The 16,217-nt window shown below is 44.2% G+C and carries 15 protein-coding genes; 12 read left to right on the top strand and 3 right to left on the bottom strand.

Features of this window, described 5'->3' with window-relative positions; genetic code table 11:
• The 8 genes from mraY to ftsZ are packed head-to-tail and all read left to right on the top strand — an operon-like array spanning window position 1 to window position 10,006.
• The gene (gene mraY, locus G9Q97_RS14515; protein ID WP_166148015.1) at window positions 1-1,212 is read left to right on the top strand and encodes a phospho-N-acetylmuramoyl-pentapeptide-transferase; all 1,212 of its coding nucleotides are present in this window, start codon (window positions 1-3) and stop codon (window positions 1,210-1,212) included.
• Window positions 1,213-2,556, top strand: coding sequence for a UDP-N-acetylmuramoyl-L-alanine--D-glutamate ligase (gene murD, locus G9Q97_RS14510; protein WP_166148013.1), 1,344 nt, complete (start codon window positions 1,213-1,215; stop codon window positions 2,554-2,556).
• Window positions 2,557-2,558: 2 nt separating this feature from the next.
• A complete protein-coding gene (locus G9Q97_RS14505; protein ID WP_166148011.1) occupies window positions 2,559-3,728 on the top strand; it encodes an FtsW/RodA/SpoVE family cell cycle protein in 1,170 nt (389 codons plus the stop codon).
• A gap of 4 nt (window positions 3,729-3,732) precedes the next feature.
• On the top strand, window positions 3,733-4,845 hold the full coding sequence (gene murG, locus G9Q97_RS14500) for an undecaprenyldiphospho-muramoylpentapeptide beta-N-acetylglucosaminyltransferase (protein ID WP_222851996.1): 1,113 nt from the start codon (window positions 3,733-3,735) through the stop codon (window positions 4,843-4,845).
• The gene (murC, locus tag G9Q97_RS14495; protein ID WP_166148009.1) at window positions 4,842-6,239 is read left to right on the top strand and encodes a UDP-N-acetylmuramate--L-alanine ligase; all 1,398 of its coding nucleotides are present in this window, start codon (window positions 4,842-4,844) and stop codon (window positions 6,237-6,239) included. Before murG ends, murC begins: the two co-directional genes overlap by 4 nt.
• A complete protein-coding gene (locus G9Q97_RS14490; protein WP_166148007.1) occupies window positions 6,229-6,996 on the top strand; it encodes a cell division protein FtsQ/DivIB in 768 nt (255 codons plus the stop codon). The genes murC and G9Q97_RS14490 overlap by 11 nt, the downstream gene beginning before the upstream one ends.
• Before the next feature lie 11 nt (window positions 6,997-7,007).
• A complete protein-coding gene (ftsA, locus tag G9Q97_RS14485; RefSeq protein ID WP_166148005.1) occupies window positions 7,008-8,324 on the top strand; it encodes a cell division protein FtsA in 1,317 nt (438 codons plus the stop codon).
• A gap of 53 nt (window positions 8,325-8,377) precedes the next feature.
• Window positions 8,378-10,006, top strand: a complete 1,629-nt coding sequence (gene ftsZ / locus G9Q97_RS14480) for a cell division protein FtsZ (protein ID WP_166148003.1) — start codon at window positions 8,378-8,380, stop codon at window positions 10,004-10,006.
• Between the two features lie 2 nt (window positions 10,007-10,008).
• Here ftsZ and G9Q97_RS14475 read toward each other — a convergent pair whose 3' ends face one another.
• A complete protein-coding gene (locus tag G9Q97_RS14475; RefSeq protein WP_166148001.1) occupies window positions 10,009-10,533 on the bottom strand; it encodes an NADPH-dependent FMN reductase in 525 nt (174 codons plus the stop codon).
• Between the two features lie 117 nt (window positions 10,534-10,650).
• Between G9Q97_RS14475 and G9Q97_RS14470 the strand changes: the two genes are divergently transcribed.
• The 4 genes from G9Q97_RS14470 (at window position 10,651) to G9Q97_RS14455 (ending at window position 14,593) form a co-directional block, all read left to right on the top strand.
• On the top strand, window positions 10,651-11,487 hold the full coding sequence (locus G9Q97_RS14470; protein ID WP_166148000.1) for a purine-nucleoside phosphorylase: 837 nt from the start codon (window positions 10,651-10,653) through the stop codon (window positions 11,485-11,487).
• 109 nt (window positions 11,488-11,596) lie between these two features.
• Window positions 11,597-12,262: an SDR family oxidoreductase gene (locus G9Q97_RS14465; protein ID WP_166147998.1), complete on the top strand. Its 666-nt coding sequence runs from the start codon at window positions 11,597-11,599 to the stop codon at window positions 12,260-12,262.
• Between the two features lie 77 nt (window positions 12,263-12,339).
• A complete protein-coding gene (locus G9Q97_RS14460) occupies window positions 12,340-13,509 on the top strand; it encodes an FG-GAP and VCBS repeat-containing protein (protein ID WP_166147996.1) in 1,170 nt (389 codons plus the stop codon).
• A gap of 43 nt (window positions 13,510-13,552) precedes the next feature.
• Entirely contained in the window at window positions 13,553-14,593 is a 1,041-nt protein-coding gene (locus G9Q97_RS14455; RefSeq protein WP_246255676.1) for a DUF3500 domain-containing protein, read from the top strand.
• A 76-nt stretch (window positions 14,594-14,669) separates the two neighbouring features.
• Here G9Q97_RS14455 and G9Q97_RS14450 read toward each other — a convergent pair whose 3' ends face one another.
• Together G9Q97_RS14450 and G9Q97_RS14445 are read right to left on the bottom strand one after the other, a co-directional pair.
• Window positions 14,670-15,104, bottom strand: coding sequence for a glycoside hydrolase family 16 protein (locus G9Q97_RS14450; protein WP_317168761.1), 435 nt, complete (start codon window positions 15,102-15,104; stop codon window positions 14,670-14,672).
• Complete coding sequence (locus G9Q97_RS14445; RefSeq protein WP_166147994.1) at window positions 15,065-15,937, bottom strand: sterol desaturase family protein; 873 nt, start codon at window positions 15,935-15,937, stop codon at window positions 15,065-15,067. The genes G9Q97_RS14450 and G9Q97_RS14445 overlap by 40 nt, the downstream gene beginning before the upstream one ends.
• Window positions 15,938-16,217 lie beyond the last annotated feature (280 nt).

The raw sequence follows: 16,217 nt of genomic DNA, 5'->3' as shown, positions 1-16,217 counted from the left end.
ATGCTCTACCATCTTTTTGATTATATCGACCAAAAATTTGATTTTCCGGGTGCGGGGGTATTCCGGTACATTTCATTCCGTGCAGGAATGGCCGCCTTTTTTTCCCTTTTGATCACCATTACTTTGGGTAAAACCATCATCGACTGGATCAGGAAAAAATCGATTGGGGAATCCGTCAGAGAACTTGGTCTGCAAGGTCAAATGGAGAAAAAAGGAACACCTACCATGGGTGGCTTGATGATCATGGCCGCCATTGTCATTCCTACGCTCCTCTTTGCCAACATCTACAACATCTACATCATTTTGCTATTGGTCACTACCCTATGGCTGGGCGGTATCGGTTTCCTGGATGATTATATCAAGGTATTCAAAAAAAACAAGGAAGGCCTGGCCGGCTGGTTCAAAATTGCCGGACAGGTCAGCATAGGGATCATCGTAGGGGTCACCTTGTATTTTCACCAAGACGTGGTGATACGGGAATTTCAGGATACGGTTTCCATAGCAGAAGGCGTAATAGACACCCCAGCCTTTCAGGACGTCAAATCCATGAAAACCACCATTCCTTTCCTTAAGAACAATGAGCTCAATTATGATGTCGTTTTTGGGTTTCTGGGAGAAAATTTCACCCCATTTTTTTACATCATCCTGGTCATATTTGTGGTTACGGCTGTCTCCAATGGTGCCAATATCACCGATGGAATAGATGGACTGGCAGCAGGCACTTCGGCCATAATTGGACTTACTATAGCCATTTATGCCTATATCAGTGGCAATGCCATATTTTCCCAATACCTGAATGTCATGTTTATCCCAAATTCCGGAGAGCTGGTGATATTCTGCTCAGCATTCGTGGGTGCCTGTGTGGGTTTTCTTTGGTACAATTCCTATCCGGCCCAGGTTTTTATGGGTGACACGGGAAGTCTCATGATAGGAGGCGTGATCGCAGTACTTTCCCTTGTATTGAGAAAGGAGCTTTTACTACCTATCTTGTGTGGTATTTTTCTGATTGAATTGCTGTCTGTGATCATTCAGGTGAGCTATTTTAAATATACCAAAAAGAAATTTGGGGAAGGCCGTAGGATTTTCCTGATGTCTCCCTTGCACCACCACTACCAGAAAAAAAATATACCTGAAGCCAAAATAACGGTAAGGTTCTGGATTTTGGGAATCTTGTTTGCCATCATGGCATTGGCAACACTAAAACTAAGGTAAATGCAAAAAACAGCTATCATAGGATCTGGAGAAAGCGGTTTTGGCGCAGCTTTACTGGCCCATAAAAACGGGCACGAGGTTTTTGTGTCCGATGCTGGAAAAATAAGTACCGAAAAGAAAAATACTTATCTGGAAAAGGGGATTGCATTTGAAGAAGAGCAACATTCTCTGGAGAAATTAATGGATGCGGATACCCTGATAAAAAGCCCGGGGATCCCATTTTCAAACCCCCTGATAGAAAAATTACTTTCATCGGGGAAACGGGTAATAGATGAATTGGAATTTGCCTACGGTTTTTCCCGTGGAAAAGTCATCGCCATCACCGGTACCAATGGCAAAACCACCACGACATTACTCACGCACCACCTGATGCGGGCCGCCGGAATGGATGCAGGCATCGGAGGGAACGTAGGACAGAGCTGGGCATTACAGCTTACCAATGAAGATCACGACTGGTGGGTATTGGAAGTGAGTAGTTTTCAGATCGAAGGATTTGAAAATTTCAGGCCAAAAATCGCCGTTTTGCTCAACATCACGCCGGACCATTTGGACCGGTACAAATATGACTTGTCTCTGTATGCGGCGACCAAAGTAAAGCTGACGGCAAAAATGGCAGGAGGCGATCAATTCATCTTCCATGAAGCAGATACCAATATATCCGCAGCTATCCGGAAGATGCAGGGCAGCCCGGAGCTATTTCCTTTTGATTTGGCAGGTGGTCCGGATACCAAATCCTTCCTGCGGGAAAATGAGTTGGTGGTGAAAACCCATGAAGAAAGCTGGTCCTGGTCCCTTGAAAACATGGCCCTTAAAGGACGGCACAATCAACTCAATACCATGGCTGCACTGCTGGCGGCCAGGCTGGCTGGAGCTGATCCGTTAAGCCTGGGGGAAGGCCTGAAAAGCTTTGTAAATGCAGCACATAGAATGGAATCCGTGGCCACTATCAGGGGAATCCTTTTTGTCAATGATAGCAAAGGCACCAATGTAGATGCCACCGCCTTTGCGCTGGAAGCATTTGATGCTCCGCTTATATGGATCGCCGGAGGGGTAGACAAGGGCAATGATTATGGGCTATTGGAAGACCAAATAACCAATCATGTACGGATACTGATCTGTCTGGGCAAAGACAACGAAAAGCTAAAAAAGGCCTTTTCTGGAAAAATCCCGGAAATCCTTGAAACCCAAAACATGGCTCAGGCCATCCAATGGGCCCTGGAAAAGGGAGTGGCAGGAGATGTCGTGTTACTATCTCCGGCATGCGCCAGTTTTGATCTTTTTAAAAATTATGAAGATCGGGGCAATCAATTCAAGGCTGGGGTTTTAAAATTGAAACAAGAGTAATAATGGTGAAAATAAAAGTTTGGCTGGAAGAGAACCTGAAAGGCGACCCGATCATTTGGGCCATTGTTCTGCTATTGTCCCTGATCAGTATTTTGGCGGTATACTCAGCTACTGGATCACTGGCCTACAGAAAAATGGGAGGCAACACTGAAATCTATCTGTTCAAGCACAGTGCGCTGATTATCACCAGCCTGGTAGTCATGTGGGCTATTCACAACATCCCCTATAAATATTTCTCCAAATTGAGTCTGTTTGCCTTATGGGTAAGTGTACCCCTGCTTTTGGTCACTTATATGTTCGGGTCCAAGATCAATGAGGCAAGCCGATGGATAACCATACCTATTATTGATCAGGCATTTCAACCATCAGATTTGGCAAAACTGGCACTTATAGCTGCGGTGGCAGGAATGCTGGCTAAAAGGCAGCGGCAGATTACAGATATCAAAATCACATTTATTCCCCTGATTATCTGGATTGGTATCATTTGCCTTTTGATTGCCATCGCCAACATGTCCACGGCGGTCATGCTACTGGCTACCTGCCTGCTGCTGATGTTTATTGGCAGGGTACCGGTTAAATACCTCCTGGTGGTATGCATGGTCGGAGCCATGGTATTAAGCACGGCCATCTTTATGGGGCAAAGGGGCGGAGTATTCTTTTCAAGGATAGAAAAATTCATGGATAAGGAACCCAGTGAGATTCCTTTTCAGGCAAAGCATTCCTACATCGCCATTGCCACAGGTGGAATCACGGGCAAGGGGCCAGGAAAAAGTGAACAAAGAAATATCCTACCCCATCCCTATTCGGATTTTATTTATGCCATTATCATTGAAGAATATGGCATGGTTGGTGGAGGGTTAGTACTATTCCTGTACCTGGCCTTGCTTTACAGGGGCATGCGGGTAGTTGCCATTTCCACCCGACCATTTGGAGGGCTGTTGTCTGCGGGTCTCAGTTTTTCCCTGGTCATTCAAGCAATGATCAATATGGGCGTGGCTGTAGGTTTGGTACCGATTACCGGATTGCCTCTCCCCATGGTCAGTATGGGAGGGACTTCCCTGATATTTACAGGGATATCATTGGGTATCATATTAAGTATTAGCAGAGGAGATCATGAAGATGCATTTCTGGCTGAAGAAAAAATGACAAGAAATATGGTAAAAGTAGCTTGATCAATTGAAAGGGAACAAAGAAACATATCGAATCATCATTAGTGGAGGCGGGACCGGAGGACATATCTACCCCGCCATCGCCATTGCCAAAGCCTGGAATGAAAAATATCCTGAGAGTGAGGTGCTGTTTGTGGGTGCGGAAGGAAAAATGGAGATGCAAAAAGTGCCGGAAGCGGGATATAGGATCGAGGGACTCAGGATAGCCGGGCTTCAAAGAAGACTGACCCTGGATAATTTATGGTTTCCTTTAAAAGTCCTTGATAGCCTTCAAAAGGCAAGTAAACTGATCAAAAACTTTAAACCACACCTTGTAGTAGGAGTAGGCGGATATGCCAGTGGACCTGTACTCTTTGCGGCCCAAAGAAAAAAAATCCCCACCCTCATTCAGGAACAAAACAGCTATGCAGGACTGACCAATAAAGTCCTGGCCAAAAGAGCAGATGCCATCTGTGTGGCCTATCCGGACATGGACCGCTATTTCCCTGCCCAAAAGATCCGTTATACGGGTAATCCTGTAAGAAAAGACATCCTGGATCTCAAGGATAAAAAAGAAAAGGCCATGAATCATTTTGGATTGCAGCCGGCTAAACCGGTTATTCTTTCCATAGGCGGAAGCCTGGGCGCCAGAACCCTCAACCATGCCTTACTGGGCAGTATGGCGCAATTTGAAAAAAATGGTTACCAGGTGCTTTGGCAGACCGGCAAATTTTATCATGAAGAAGTGAGCAAAAAAGTAGCTGAATCCGGTTTGAAAAATATTCATCCTATGGAATTTATTCGGGACATGGATCTGGCCTATTCGGCGGCAGACCTGGTTATTTCCAGATCCGGAGCCCTTTCCGTATCCGAATTGAGCCTGGTAGGTAAACCGGTCATTTTCATTCCTTCCCCAAATGTGGCAGAAGATCACCAAACAAAAAATGCCATGGCATTCGTATCACAGCATGCTGCTTTATTGCTTAAGGACAGTGAGGCCGTTGCCGATCTTGCACCTACAGTTATTGGCTTGCTGCAGGATCCTGATAAACAGCAAAAATTATCCAATGCTATAAAATTACTGGCAAAGCCTGATGCTGCAAAAGAAATCGTAAACGTAATGGAAAACCTGTTGCAATGAACTTGAAAAAACTACATAGCGTCTATTTTCTCGGAATTGGCGGCATAGGCATGAGTGCGATTGCCCGTTGGTTCAATCACCTGGGCATTCCCGTTTACGGCTACGACAAAACCCCTTCCCCACTGACAGCAGCCCTGGAAAAAGAGGGGATGCAAATCAGTTATACAGATGATAGCAGTCAAATACCGGCATTCTTTAAAGATCAGGGGGAAAATAAATTGGTGGTGTGGACTCCTGCAGTCCCTGAAAGCAGTCAGCTTTATGCTTATTTCAGGGATAATGGTTTTTTAATCAGGAAAAGATCGGCGGTTTTGGGAATGATAACCAAAGACATGGAATCTGTCGCAGTAGCCGGGACCCATGGCAAAACCACCACATCATCCATGATAGCACACCTGCTGAAGCATGCCGGTCACAACACAGCAGCTTTTTTGGGTGGTCTTACCCAAAATTACCAAAACAACCTCATCCTCCACGATGAAGGAAGTACAGAAGCACCGATTGTAGTGGTAGAAGCAGATGAATTTGACCGTTCTTTTCTGCAGCTGCATCCCAATGTAAGCATTGTGACCAGCATAGACCCGGATCATTTGGATATTTATGGAGATGCCGAACAGATGCTCGAGGGATTCATTTCCTTCATCCGGCTGTGCAACCCAAAGGGACAACTCTTTATCCATCAAAAGGCCTTCGAAAAAATTAAAGACCAGGATCTGGGCACAGCGTCGATCCATCAATACGGGCTGACTTCAGGTGCTGTCCATGCGGCAAACATCAAAACCGGGACTGTTTCCTTCACTTTCGATTTTGTTTCGGAGAATGAGCGGATTGAGGGATTAGAACTAAGAGTACCTGGATTTCACAATATAGAAAATGCCCTGGCAGCCATTGCAGTAGGCCTTTATTACGGTTTATCGGAAAAAGCGATAAGAGCAGGAATTGAGACCTATAAGGGGGTAAAAAGAAGGTTTGAATGCATTCATACCAGTGAAAAAATCACTTACATCGATGACTACGCCCATCACCCGGAGGAAATCAGGGCCTTTCTGGAATCCGTAAAGGCCATGTATCCCGGCAAACGACTGACTGCCATCTTTCAACCCCACCTATTTACCAGGACGAGAGACTTTGCTACAGGATTTTCTGAAAGCCTCTCACTGGCAGATGAAGTTGTATTGCTGGATATCTATCCGGCAAGGGAACAACCCATACCGGGGGTGACTTCATCCATGCTGCTTCAGGGGATAAGCAGCCCCTCAAAACAGGTCATCGACAAAGAAAACCTGCTGAGCTACCTCACACAACATCCTCCTGAAGTTTTGGTCACCATTGGAGCCGGTGATATTGATCGCCTGGTTATACCAATCAATAAATGGATTAAAGATGGAGAATAGTAAGCCAAGGAAATATAAAAAGCCTGTGCTCATCCTACTTGTAGGATTGGTCTTGTTTGCTTTTATCGCCTTTACCGAGCATAAATCGGAATCCCGACAAATTGCCGGATTGGAAGTTTATGTAGAAGGGGTTAGTGACGTTTATTTTGTGGAAGAAAAGGAAGTGGCCAGCCTGCTAAGGAATGCCTTCCCTGAATTGGATAAACTGTCCAATATCAGTGAAGTATCCATTAACAAAATGGAGAAAAAAGTGGAGGCTCATCCCCTGGTCAAAAAAGCCGAAGTATATCAGGACCTGAAAGGTACCATAAGGGTAAAAGTGAGGCAGCATATTCCTATGGCAAGAATAGTCCGGCCCAGGGCGGCTGATGGATACATCAGTACCACAGGTAAAATCCTGCCTACCTCCCCCAATTACACTTCCAGGGTGCTTATACTGGAAGGCAGCCGCGCCCAGGCCTTGTTGCAGGAAACAGATTTGACAAATAATGAAGCCCAGCTGTTGGAATTGATCCATTTCATTTATCAGGATCCCTTTTGGACAGCACAAATCAGTTCGGTTGAATTATTGAGGAATGGGGAAGTGAACCTGTACCAACAGGTGGGCAGGCAGGTGATCGAATTCGGTAAACCTGAAAACATCCCATTGAAATTTAGAAAAATCAAGACCTTTTATACGAAAATTTTACCTGAAAAGGGGTGGAATACTTATGAGAGGGTAAATGTAAAATATAAGGATCAAATCATTTGTGAATAATTGTTAGCGCTATGGAAAACGAAAAACTCATTGTAGGACTGGATATAGGTACAACGAAAATCTGTGCGATTATCGGCCGTAAAAATGAATACGGTAAATTGGAAGTATTGGGAATGGGCAAAGCGGTTTCTGACGGGGTGATCAGAGGCATTGTCACTAATATAGACAAGACAGTCAATGCCATTACCAAAGCGGTAAACGAGGCATCTGAAATGTCCAATGTTGACATTGGGGAGGTAATCGTAGGGATTGCAGGTCAGCACATCAGGAGCGCCATTCACCATGGAGTCATCATCCGAAACCCTAAGGATGATGAGATTACCGTAGAGGACGTAAGGCGACTGGCCAATGACATGGAAAACATCGTGGTCCCTCCGGGAAATAGCATCATTCATGTAATGCCCCAGGATTACACCGTAGACTATGAAGAGGGTGTCCGGGATCCGGTGGGAATGTCCGGAGCCAGGCTTGAAGCTGATTTTCATATCATTACCGCCCAATCTGCTGCTATCAATAACATTGACCGCTGTGTCAAGCGCGCCAATCTTCAGTCCAAGGCGTTGATCCTGGAACCCCTCGCCAGCTCTCTTTCCGTCCTAAGTGACCTGGATAAGGAAGCCGGTGTCTGCCTGGTAGATATCGGAGGGGGTACCACCGATGTGGCCATATTTTATGAAAACATCATTCGCCATACAGCAGTAATTCCATTTGGTGGCAACATCATTACCGCTGATATCAAGGAAGGTTGTATGGTCATGCAACACCAGGCCGAATTGTTGAAAACCAAGTTTGGCAAGGCCATTTCCGAAGAGGCCAATCCCAATGAGATTGTTTCCATTCCGGGATTACGCAACAGGCCTCCCAAGGAAATTTCCGTCAAAAACCTCGCCTCCATCATTGAGGCAAGAATGGAAGAGATCATCGAGATGGTTCAATCTGAAATTGCTGCCAGTGGTGTGTACAAAAAACTGGCTGGCGGGATCGTTTTGACCGGGGGAGGATCTTTGCTACATGGTATAGGACCACTATTCGAATACATGACCGGTCTGGACACGAGAATCGGGTATCCCAATGAACACCTGGGAAAATCCAAGATCGAAGAAGTGAAAAGCCCTATGTTTGCCACTACTGTCGGACTGGTTTTGGCAGGTTTCAAGGCACTTGATGACAGGGAAGATACCTACAGATTAAAAGAAACCCTGAGCAATCCGGCATTGAAAAAAGGGTATAAATCGGAACAAATGGGTCGGGATATTTTCGGTTCCATTACCAAAAAACTCAAAAACTTCATTACCGATGATATCGGTGATGACCAACAACAGTACTGAAACCCAAAAGCTAAAATTATTTAACAACTGATTGAGGAAAAATGTCAAGCGTCATGAGAGATTATAGATTTGATATTCAAAAAAATCACCGATCGATCATCAAGGTCATTGGTGTCGGAGGAGGTGGCTCCAATGCCGTAAACCACATGTTTAACCAGGGAATCAAGGATGTGGAATTTGTGGTAGTCAATACCGATTCGCAAGCCCTGAAAAGCAGCCCTGTCCCGTTAAAATTACAAATTGGCGCTCACCTGACCGAGGGCCTGGGAGCCGGTGCCAATCCGGAGAAAGGCAAAAACGCAGCTTTGGAAAGCAAAGAAGAAATCAGAAAATTATTGGAGGACAATACCAAAATGGTATTCATTACAGCTGGTATGGGTGGAGGCACGGGAACAGGTGCAGCTCCTGTAATTGCCAAAATAGCCAAGGATATGGACATCCTTACTGTAGGCATTGTGACAGCACCATTTATATTTGAAGGCAGGAAAAAAACCTTATCTGCCCAGATTGGTATAGAATCACTCCGGGAAAACTGTGATACGGTCCTTGTGATTTTAAATGACAAGTTAAGGGTGATGTATGGCAACCTTCCAATCCGCCAGGCATTCGGGAAAGCTGACAATATTCTGAGTACCGCCGCCAAATCCATCGCTGAAATCATCACAGAAACACAGGAAGTCAATGTGGATTTTGAAGATGTTAAAACGGTAATGAAAGATGCCGGTGCCGCAGTAATGGGATCGGCCACGGAAGAAGGGGAAGGCAGGGCCCTCAAAGCTGCCGAAAGAGCCATTTCCTCTCCCCTGCTCAACAACGTAGATATTAAGGGAGCAGAAAAAATCCTGCTGTCCATCATGTCAGGAGAGGATGAAGAGCTTTCTATGGACGAACTGGTAGAAATAACAGAATTTATCCAGAACAAAGCTGGAGATATGGCCGATGTAATTTTCGGTCAGGGGATTGACCCAGACCTGAAAAAATCCATCCGGGTGACTGTCATCGCGACTGGTTTTCAGACAGATTCTCTGGCAGATAAAACCTTTTCCCAGGATAAGAAAAAAGACGAAGAACAAACCCGAAAAGTCATCCACCTTGAATCTGGAAAAACATCAAAAGTTGAAGAAGATGTTACCCGTTCGGGACAAACTGTAACTTTTTCCGTACAACAACCTCCACAGGCTCCGGATGAATCCGAAACCACAAATAAGGAGGAAGAAAAACCTACGGCGAAAGAAAGCCCAGGCTCAGAAAAACCTGCCGAGAAAGAAAAAAGAGAAGAGCGGAAGGAAGCAGATGATGATTTTGAATACGTGGCTCCAAATCCAACTCCGGAACCCAAGAAGGTATTGACCCTCTTTGATAAACCGGATCATGAAGCCTACGAAAATCAGGAGAAAAAACAGGAAGAGACAAACGTTTATCAAAACGATTATTTCGAGCAGATCAAAGAAAAAGCCATGAAAAGGGCCCATGATCGATTTGAAAAACTACGGCAAATGAGATCTGTCAACCAAACCCCTGAAGAATTTAAAGAAAAACTGGAAATTCCTGCCTATCAGAGAAAAAACATCAAACTTCACCAGGTACAACACAGTTCCGAAAGAAGCCTGTCAAAATTCAACCTAAACGACGATAACGAGATCATTAGCAACAACAGGTTTCTCCACGATAATGTGGATTGACATTAAAAATCAATCAGTGATTTGGCCTGTTCATGCAATAAGCTAAGGTATAACTTATTGGTGAGCAGGCCATCTGACATGTTTTCCTCAATTTTGGCCAGTTTGATTTTATTGGCCAATACATGCATTCCCAGGTAATTGAAAATATCGGTCAGGTGGCTCAGCGCAATGCCACCTCCACCGATACCTGAGGAAATCCCCACCAGTGCACATTTTTTGGACCTGAAGCTGTTGGGATAGGTCATCCCATCAATGAATGACTTCAATATACCCGGAAAAGATCCATTGTATTCCGGTACGATAAACACAAACTTTGCACCTTCCTTTACCCGATTATGAATAGCATTATAGGCTTTATTTTTACCATTATTTTCATAAAGTGCCGTAAAAACAAAGTCATCCGGGAGTTCGGTCAAATTAATTACCTCACTCTCCGCCCCATTGTGCGCCAATATCTCCCGGTAAAGTTCTGCCACACTGGCTGACACAGCCTGCTTTCTATTGGTGCTTACTATAATTTTTATCATAGACCTTTAATTTTGATTACATAAATACAATCATGCCCCCCATAAAGTTTCTTATTTGCTATATTTGAAATCTACCATTTCACATTTACGGGAAATAATTTTCTTAGCCAGCCGATCATGCGAAAAGAACCTGAGATAGCATATACAGAAAAAATCGATCATGCAGTCCTTCACCTGCAAGGGCTGTTGAAAACAGAACCTGAAACCGGAATTATTCTCGGCACGGGGCTTGGAAGCCTGATCAATGACATTGACGTTAAACTCGAAATCCCTTACGAAGACATCCCCTACTTCCCTATTTCCACAGTAGAATCCCACCATGGAAAGCTAATTCTGGGGAATCTTGGTGGTAAAAATATCCTGGCCATGAAAGGCCGCTTTCATTATTATGAAGGCTACTCCATGAAAGAAGTTACTTTCCCCATTCGGGTCATGAAAAAATTGGGCATCAGGCAACTACTCATTTCCAATGCTTCAGGTGGCCTAAACCTACAACATAAAATAGGGGATGTAATGGTCATCAATGACCACATTGATTTGTTTCCTGAAAATCCGCTCCGGGGAGCCAATGTAGCTGGCTTCGGAGACAGGTTTCCGGATATGAGCCAGGCATATTGCCCTGAATTTATCCTGTGGGCACTAGAAATTGCAAAAGAAAAGGGAATTGCTTTGCATCAGGGAGTATACGCCGGGGTACAGGGCCCTAACCTGGAAACCCCGGCTGAATACAAATACCTGAGCAGCATTGGTGCGGATGCGGTAGGCATGAGTACCGTACCAGAAGTGATCGTAGCTGTTCATTCTGACATGAAAGTGTTTGCCATCACGGCTATTACTGATCTGGGAACACCCGGAAATATAAAAAAAATCAGTCTTCAGGATGTCTTGAAGGCAGCGGCACATGCAGAGCCTTCCATGAGAAAAATCATGTTAGGTTTGTTGCTTAGGCTGTAATCATTTTTTGCATCCGGGCTTGGAAAAATCAATTTTAAGGTTTTTTAATAATTTTTTTTGTTGACTGGAACAATTTTTGGGTGAATCTGAGAAACAAATTTAAATTATTATGGAAAAAATATTGATTATTGGTGCAAATGGCAAAACTGGTCGATTACTGGTTGAGCAATTATCTTCCCATCCGGAGTATACTCCTATTGCCATGATTCGGGAAAAATCTCAGCAGTCGTTTTTTGAGGAAAAGGGTATAAAAACCGTTATGGGAGATTTGGAAAAGGATTTTAGCCAGGCATTTACAGGTATTGACAAGGTAATATTTGCCGCCGGATCAGGCTCCAAAACCGGGAAAGACAAAACCAAATTGGTGGATGAGTTGGGTGCGATTAAAAGCATAGACCTTGCTCTTAAAAACCAGGTAAAAAAATTCGTTATACTGAGTTCCAGAGGGGCAGAAAACGCCGAAAAGGCAGATGAACCTATGCAGCATTACCTAATGGCCAAAAAAAAGGCTGACGAGTATTTAAAAGCATCGGGCCTTCCATATGCTATTGTCAGACCGGGTAAATTAACAGACGGACCATATACCGGAAAAATAAAAGTGGCAGCTGTATTGAATTCAAAAGGAGAAATATCGAGGGCCGATGTAGCTGCTGTTTTGATCCACATGCTGGACACATCCTTACAGGGATCACAAGCTTTTGAAATACTGGGGGGAAAAGTGGAGGTTTCCGAAGCCATACATTTATTTCTGAAATCAGGTCAATCGGTGGTTTAATCCTTTTAGCAGCAGCTGATTAGGCATGTATCATTTTTTTGATTAAATTTAGAGAAAGCAAAACCCAATCAAAACCCATGATATACCTGCCTTTCATTTTAGTAGCATCAGTACTGTTCAGCCAGGATCCCAACCCCATCTTTGAGGAGCAAACCCTGGATAATCAAATTGAAATTGGCTATGGCCTTGCCATTGGCGATGTTGATGGAGACGGCAAACCGGATATTCTACTGGCCGACAAGAAGGAGTTTGTTTGGTATAGAAATGGGGACTGGAAAAGGTTTGTCATGGTAGAAAACCTCACTCCTAATGATAATGTATGCATTGCTGCCCGGGATATCAATGGAGATGGAAAAGTGGAGGTGGCTGTGGGTGCCCAATGGAATCCCGGCGAAACCTCAGATGACAGTCTTTCCGGATCCGTTCATTACCTGATAAGGCCCACGGATCCGACCCAAAAATGGGAACCTGTAAAACTTCACCATGAGCCGACTGTACACCGCATGCGCTGGATAAAAGCGGATAAAGGCCTTTTTCATTTGGTCATGCTTCCATTACATGGCAGGGGAAATTCGGGTGGAGAAGGAGCGGGTGTGAAGGTAATCGGCTATGAAATGCAAGACGAAAAAGGCCTTGACTGGAAGCATTGGGTCATCGATCAGTCCATGCACATTACCCATAATCTGGAAATCTCTCCCAATGAGAAAGCGGGGGAATCACTTTATATAGGTGGCAAGGAAGGTGTCAAAGCCTTTCATTATGCCAATAATGAATGGCAGGCCCACCCAAATGGTACCTGGTTGGTTGACGATCATGGCTTTGGAGAAATCCGCATTGGCAAAAATGCATCCGGACATCCCTTCCTCACCGGGGTTGAGCCTTTCCATGGCCCTACCCTATCGGTATATCTTCCGAATGATGACAAATTTACCAGAGATAACCTGATGCGGAAAGAACTTACTTCCGACATGAATCAGGGACATGGATTGGCTACAGGCGATTTACTTGAGCAGGGAGAAGATCAGATTATTATTGGATGGAGAGAACCAAACGATTCAGGGGATTTAGGCATCAAACTTTTTTATACAGGTCCTGACCATTCCTGGAAAGCACATTGGGTAGATAAAAACGGAATGGCTTGCGAAGACCTCAAAGTAGCGGATTTGAATGGAGATGGCAAACCTGAAATCATTGCATCGGGAAGAGCTACCAAAAACCTTAAAATTTATTGGAACAAAAGCAATTGATCGTTGTGCTATACCTTAAAGTTCACCAAATAATCACAGTCCCATGATTCCTCTCCTCAAGTGCTCTCTTGTACTGCTTTTGACCCTATTGGCCATGTCGCCTGGTTACGGGCAGCATTTAGCTCCTTTGGCAACGGACTTTATCCAAAGTCTGGACAAGGAACTTAAAAATCAGGCCTGTTTCCCTTTTGATCACCAAGAAAGGTTTAACTGGCATTTTGTGCCCAGAGAAAGAAAAGGCCCCACCTTTCACGACTTCAATGAACAACAAAAAGCAGCTGCCCTTACCCTGATGCGCGCTTCGCTGGGGGAAGCAGGAAAAACAAGGGCAGAAGCCATAATTGAACTTGAAAACGTATTGAGGGAAGTAGAAAACCGGCCTTCAGATGACAGTTACCGGGATCCTTTAAACTATCATTTTAGCATTTTTGGTTCACCGGATAAATCCAATGATTGGGGATGGCGACTTGAGGGTCACCACCTATCGCTCAATTTCTCTTCATCGAAAGGCACCCTGGTCTCCACCACACCCTCCTTTATGGGGGCTAATCCGGGCATTGTACTTTCAGGACCCCAGATGGACAGGCAGGTTTTGGCAGAGGAGACCAATCAGGGTTTTGCCTTGCTTGCATCCCTTACTGAGTCCCAAAAAAAAATCGCTAAATTCAGCAACGAGGCTCCTTTTGACATTATCACCTCCAATGACCGCAAGGCATCGGAACTGGAGCCAAAAGGGCTTTCTTTTAGTTCCCTGAATACAGAACAACAAACTTTATTTAAAAACCTGGTACAGGTTTATCTTTCTCGAAATACCGCTGAATACCTGAAAAAGCTCATGGACAGAATCAACCGCATAGGTTGGGATTCTTTCTCATTTGCCTGGGCAGGCAGTGAAATAAACCAGGTAGGGGAACCGCATTATTACAGGATACAAGGTGCTGACCTCATCATTGAATATGACAATATTCAAAACAATGCGAATCATGTGCATACTGTCATTCGGGATTTGCAAAACGATTTTGGCGGAGATCTTTTGCAGGCTCATTACCAACTGGACCATGCCGCTTCAACCCTTTCAGACTAAATAACTTATCATTTGTTGCTCGTCTTAAAAATTTCGGTTTAAATCCGCATTAAATTAACCTTTGAATCAGGAAAACCTAATCCGCCTGATAAACCCTGACATAATCCACAACATACTGTTTGGGGAATAATGTGCCTGATGGATCCCCACCATTCCCACCTATGGCCAGGTTTAATAGTATATAGTGGGGCTGGTGAAACGGATTGAAACCATCAGGATTTACCGTCTTCTGAAGGTCCACTTCATTGAGCAGTTCATCATCCAAATACAACTTGATATGATCCTCCGTCCAGTCCAGTTTCCATACGTGAAATTTTGCTGGCCAATCGGGGTCTTTCTCCAGGAAATCTGAAAATGAAATTTTTGATTCATCCCAATTGGCTCTTTTATCGGGATGTGCCCAGGCTGCATTGGCCAGTATGGTGGGTTCTCCATCCGAAAGATAATATTCCATCACATCAATTTCTCCAATTACTTTTTCTTCCTGTAAGGATAGGTGATCTGTTGCCAAAAAGTTTTGGGAAATGTTTCCATGCCATCAAAGCCCAGGGGAATATCCCTTCCTTCATGTGGAATGTATGCTGTTCCAAACAAATAATCCCAGACACTTAAGGTCAGCCCATAATTCACCCCATACGATCCTTCGGGCAGCTTTTTGGAATGATGCCAGATATGCATGATGGGGTTGTTCAGGACATATTTCAACGGGCCATAAGTGATCCTCAGGTTCGCATGATTCAGGTGTCCTATGGCCGTTGCGAAAATATGTACCAGAAAAAAGTCTATCAGGCCAAAGCCTATCATGGCCAGGGGTATGTATTGCGCACTCTTGTAAACAATGGTTTCCATCCAATGGAATCGCAGATGCGCCGCAAAGCCCATTTGCTCTACAGAATGGTGCACCTTATGGAATTCCCATAGTGCCGGCACCCGGTGGAGCATGCGGTGAACATTCCATTGGATAAAATCCGCCACAACAAATAACAAAACAAATTGTGCCCATTTCGGCCAGGAACTCACTTCAATTGCTACCAGGTTACTGATACCAAAAAGCCCAAGAAAATCATTAAAGGCCTCCACCGCTACGTTGGAAATGGCATTGTAAGCAATCAGGGAAAACAGAAAGAAATTAAAAAACATGTAAAAGCCATCCAACCAAAAGTCTTTTCTGAGAGCAGGCTGTGATTTCCTCCAGGGAAAAACCAATTCAAGTAGCCAAACCACCAAGGAAAGCCCTACCAGCCACCAGAAGTAGTTGGTCCAGGAGGGATACATGATTTCGTTCATCAGGTAATTGAAATACCCATAATAGGCATCGGAAATAATGCGGATGTACTTTCCCATATTATTTAAATCTTTAGCTAGACAGTCCAGGTAGTCATAAGGTTTTCACACGAATATTCTTTCCAGTTGTTATCCAATCTGAAATCAGGTGAAATAAAATTCCATTTTTTGAAAAGAGGAGACTTACACAAGCCCCCTCTTTATCGCTATTAAACCCAGTAATAAACAAATTAATTCGTGAAATTTATCAACCTGACTTTTATTCTCAACGAACAAATATAGGTATACCCTACCTGAATTTTGGTGACAAGTATTACAATGCCTAATCAACTCCCTATCT

The organism is Cyclobacterium plantarum, from assembly GCF_011290685.1.
In the GTDB taxonomy this organism is placed as follows: Bacteria; Bacteroidota; Bacteroidia; order Cytophagales; family Cyclobacteriaceae; genus Cyclobacterium; species Cyclobacterium plantarum.
This window is presented reverse-complemented; position numbering and strand designations above follow the sequence as displayed.

Excerpts from the sequence above, each read along its gene's own strand:
- ftsZ (WP_166148003.1), top strand. The coding sequence starts at position 8,378 with ATGAGAGATTATAGATTTGATATTCAAAAAAATCACCGATCGATCATC.
- G9Q97_RS14505 (WP_166148011.1), top strand. The coding sequence starts at position 2,559 with ATGGTGAAAATAAAAGTTTGGCTGGAAGAGAACCTGAAAGGCGACCCG.
- G9Q97_RS14475 (WP_166148001.1), bottom strand. The coding sequence starts at position 10,533 with ATGATAAAAATTATAGTAAGCACCAATAGAAAGCAGGCTGTGTCAGCC.
- G9Q97_RS14490 (WP_166148007.1), top strand. The coding sequence starts at position 6,229 with ATGGAGAATAGTAAGCCAAGGAAATATAAAAAGCCTGTGCTCATCCTA.
- ftsA (WP_166148005.1), top strand. The coding sequence starts at position 7,008 with ATGGAAAACGAAAAACTCATTGTAGGACTGGATATAGGTACAACGAAA.
- G9Q97_RS14465 (WP_166147998.1), top strand. The coding sequence starts at position 11,597 with ATGGAAAAAATATTGATTATTGGTGCAAATGGCAAAACTGGTCGATTA.
- murD (WP_166148013.1), top strand. The coding sequence starts at position 1,213 with ATGCAAAAAACAGCTATCATAGGATCTGGAGAAAGCGGTTTTGGCGCA.
- murC (WP_166148009.1), top strand. The coding sequence starts at position 4,842 with ATGAACTTGAAAAAACTACATAGCGTCTATTTTCTCGGAATTGGCGGC.
- G9Q97_RS14445 (WP_166147994.1), bottom strand. The coding sequence starts at position 15,937 with ATGGGAAAGTACATCCGCATTATTTCCGATGCCTATTATGGGTATTTC.
- mraY (WP_166148015.1), top strand. The coding sequence starts at position 1 with ATGCTCTACCATCTTTTTGATTATATCGACCAAAAATTTGATTTTCCG.
- G9Q97_RS14455 (WP_246255676.1), top strand. The coding sequence starts at position 13,553 with ATGATTCCTCTCCTCAAGTGCTCTCTTGTACTGCTTTTGACCCTATTG.
- G9Q97_RS14460 (WP_166147996.1), top strand. The coding sequence starts at position 12,340 with ATGATATACCTGCCTTTCATTTTAGTAGCATCAGTACTGTTCAGCCAG.
- G9Q97_RS14470 (WP_166148000.1), top strand. The coding sequence starts at position 10,651 with ATGCGAAAAGAACCTGAGATAGCATATACAGAAAAAATCGATCATGCA.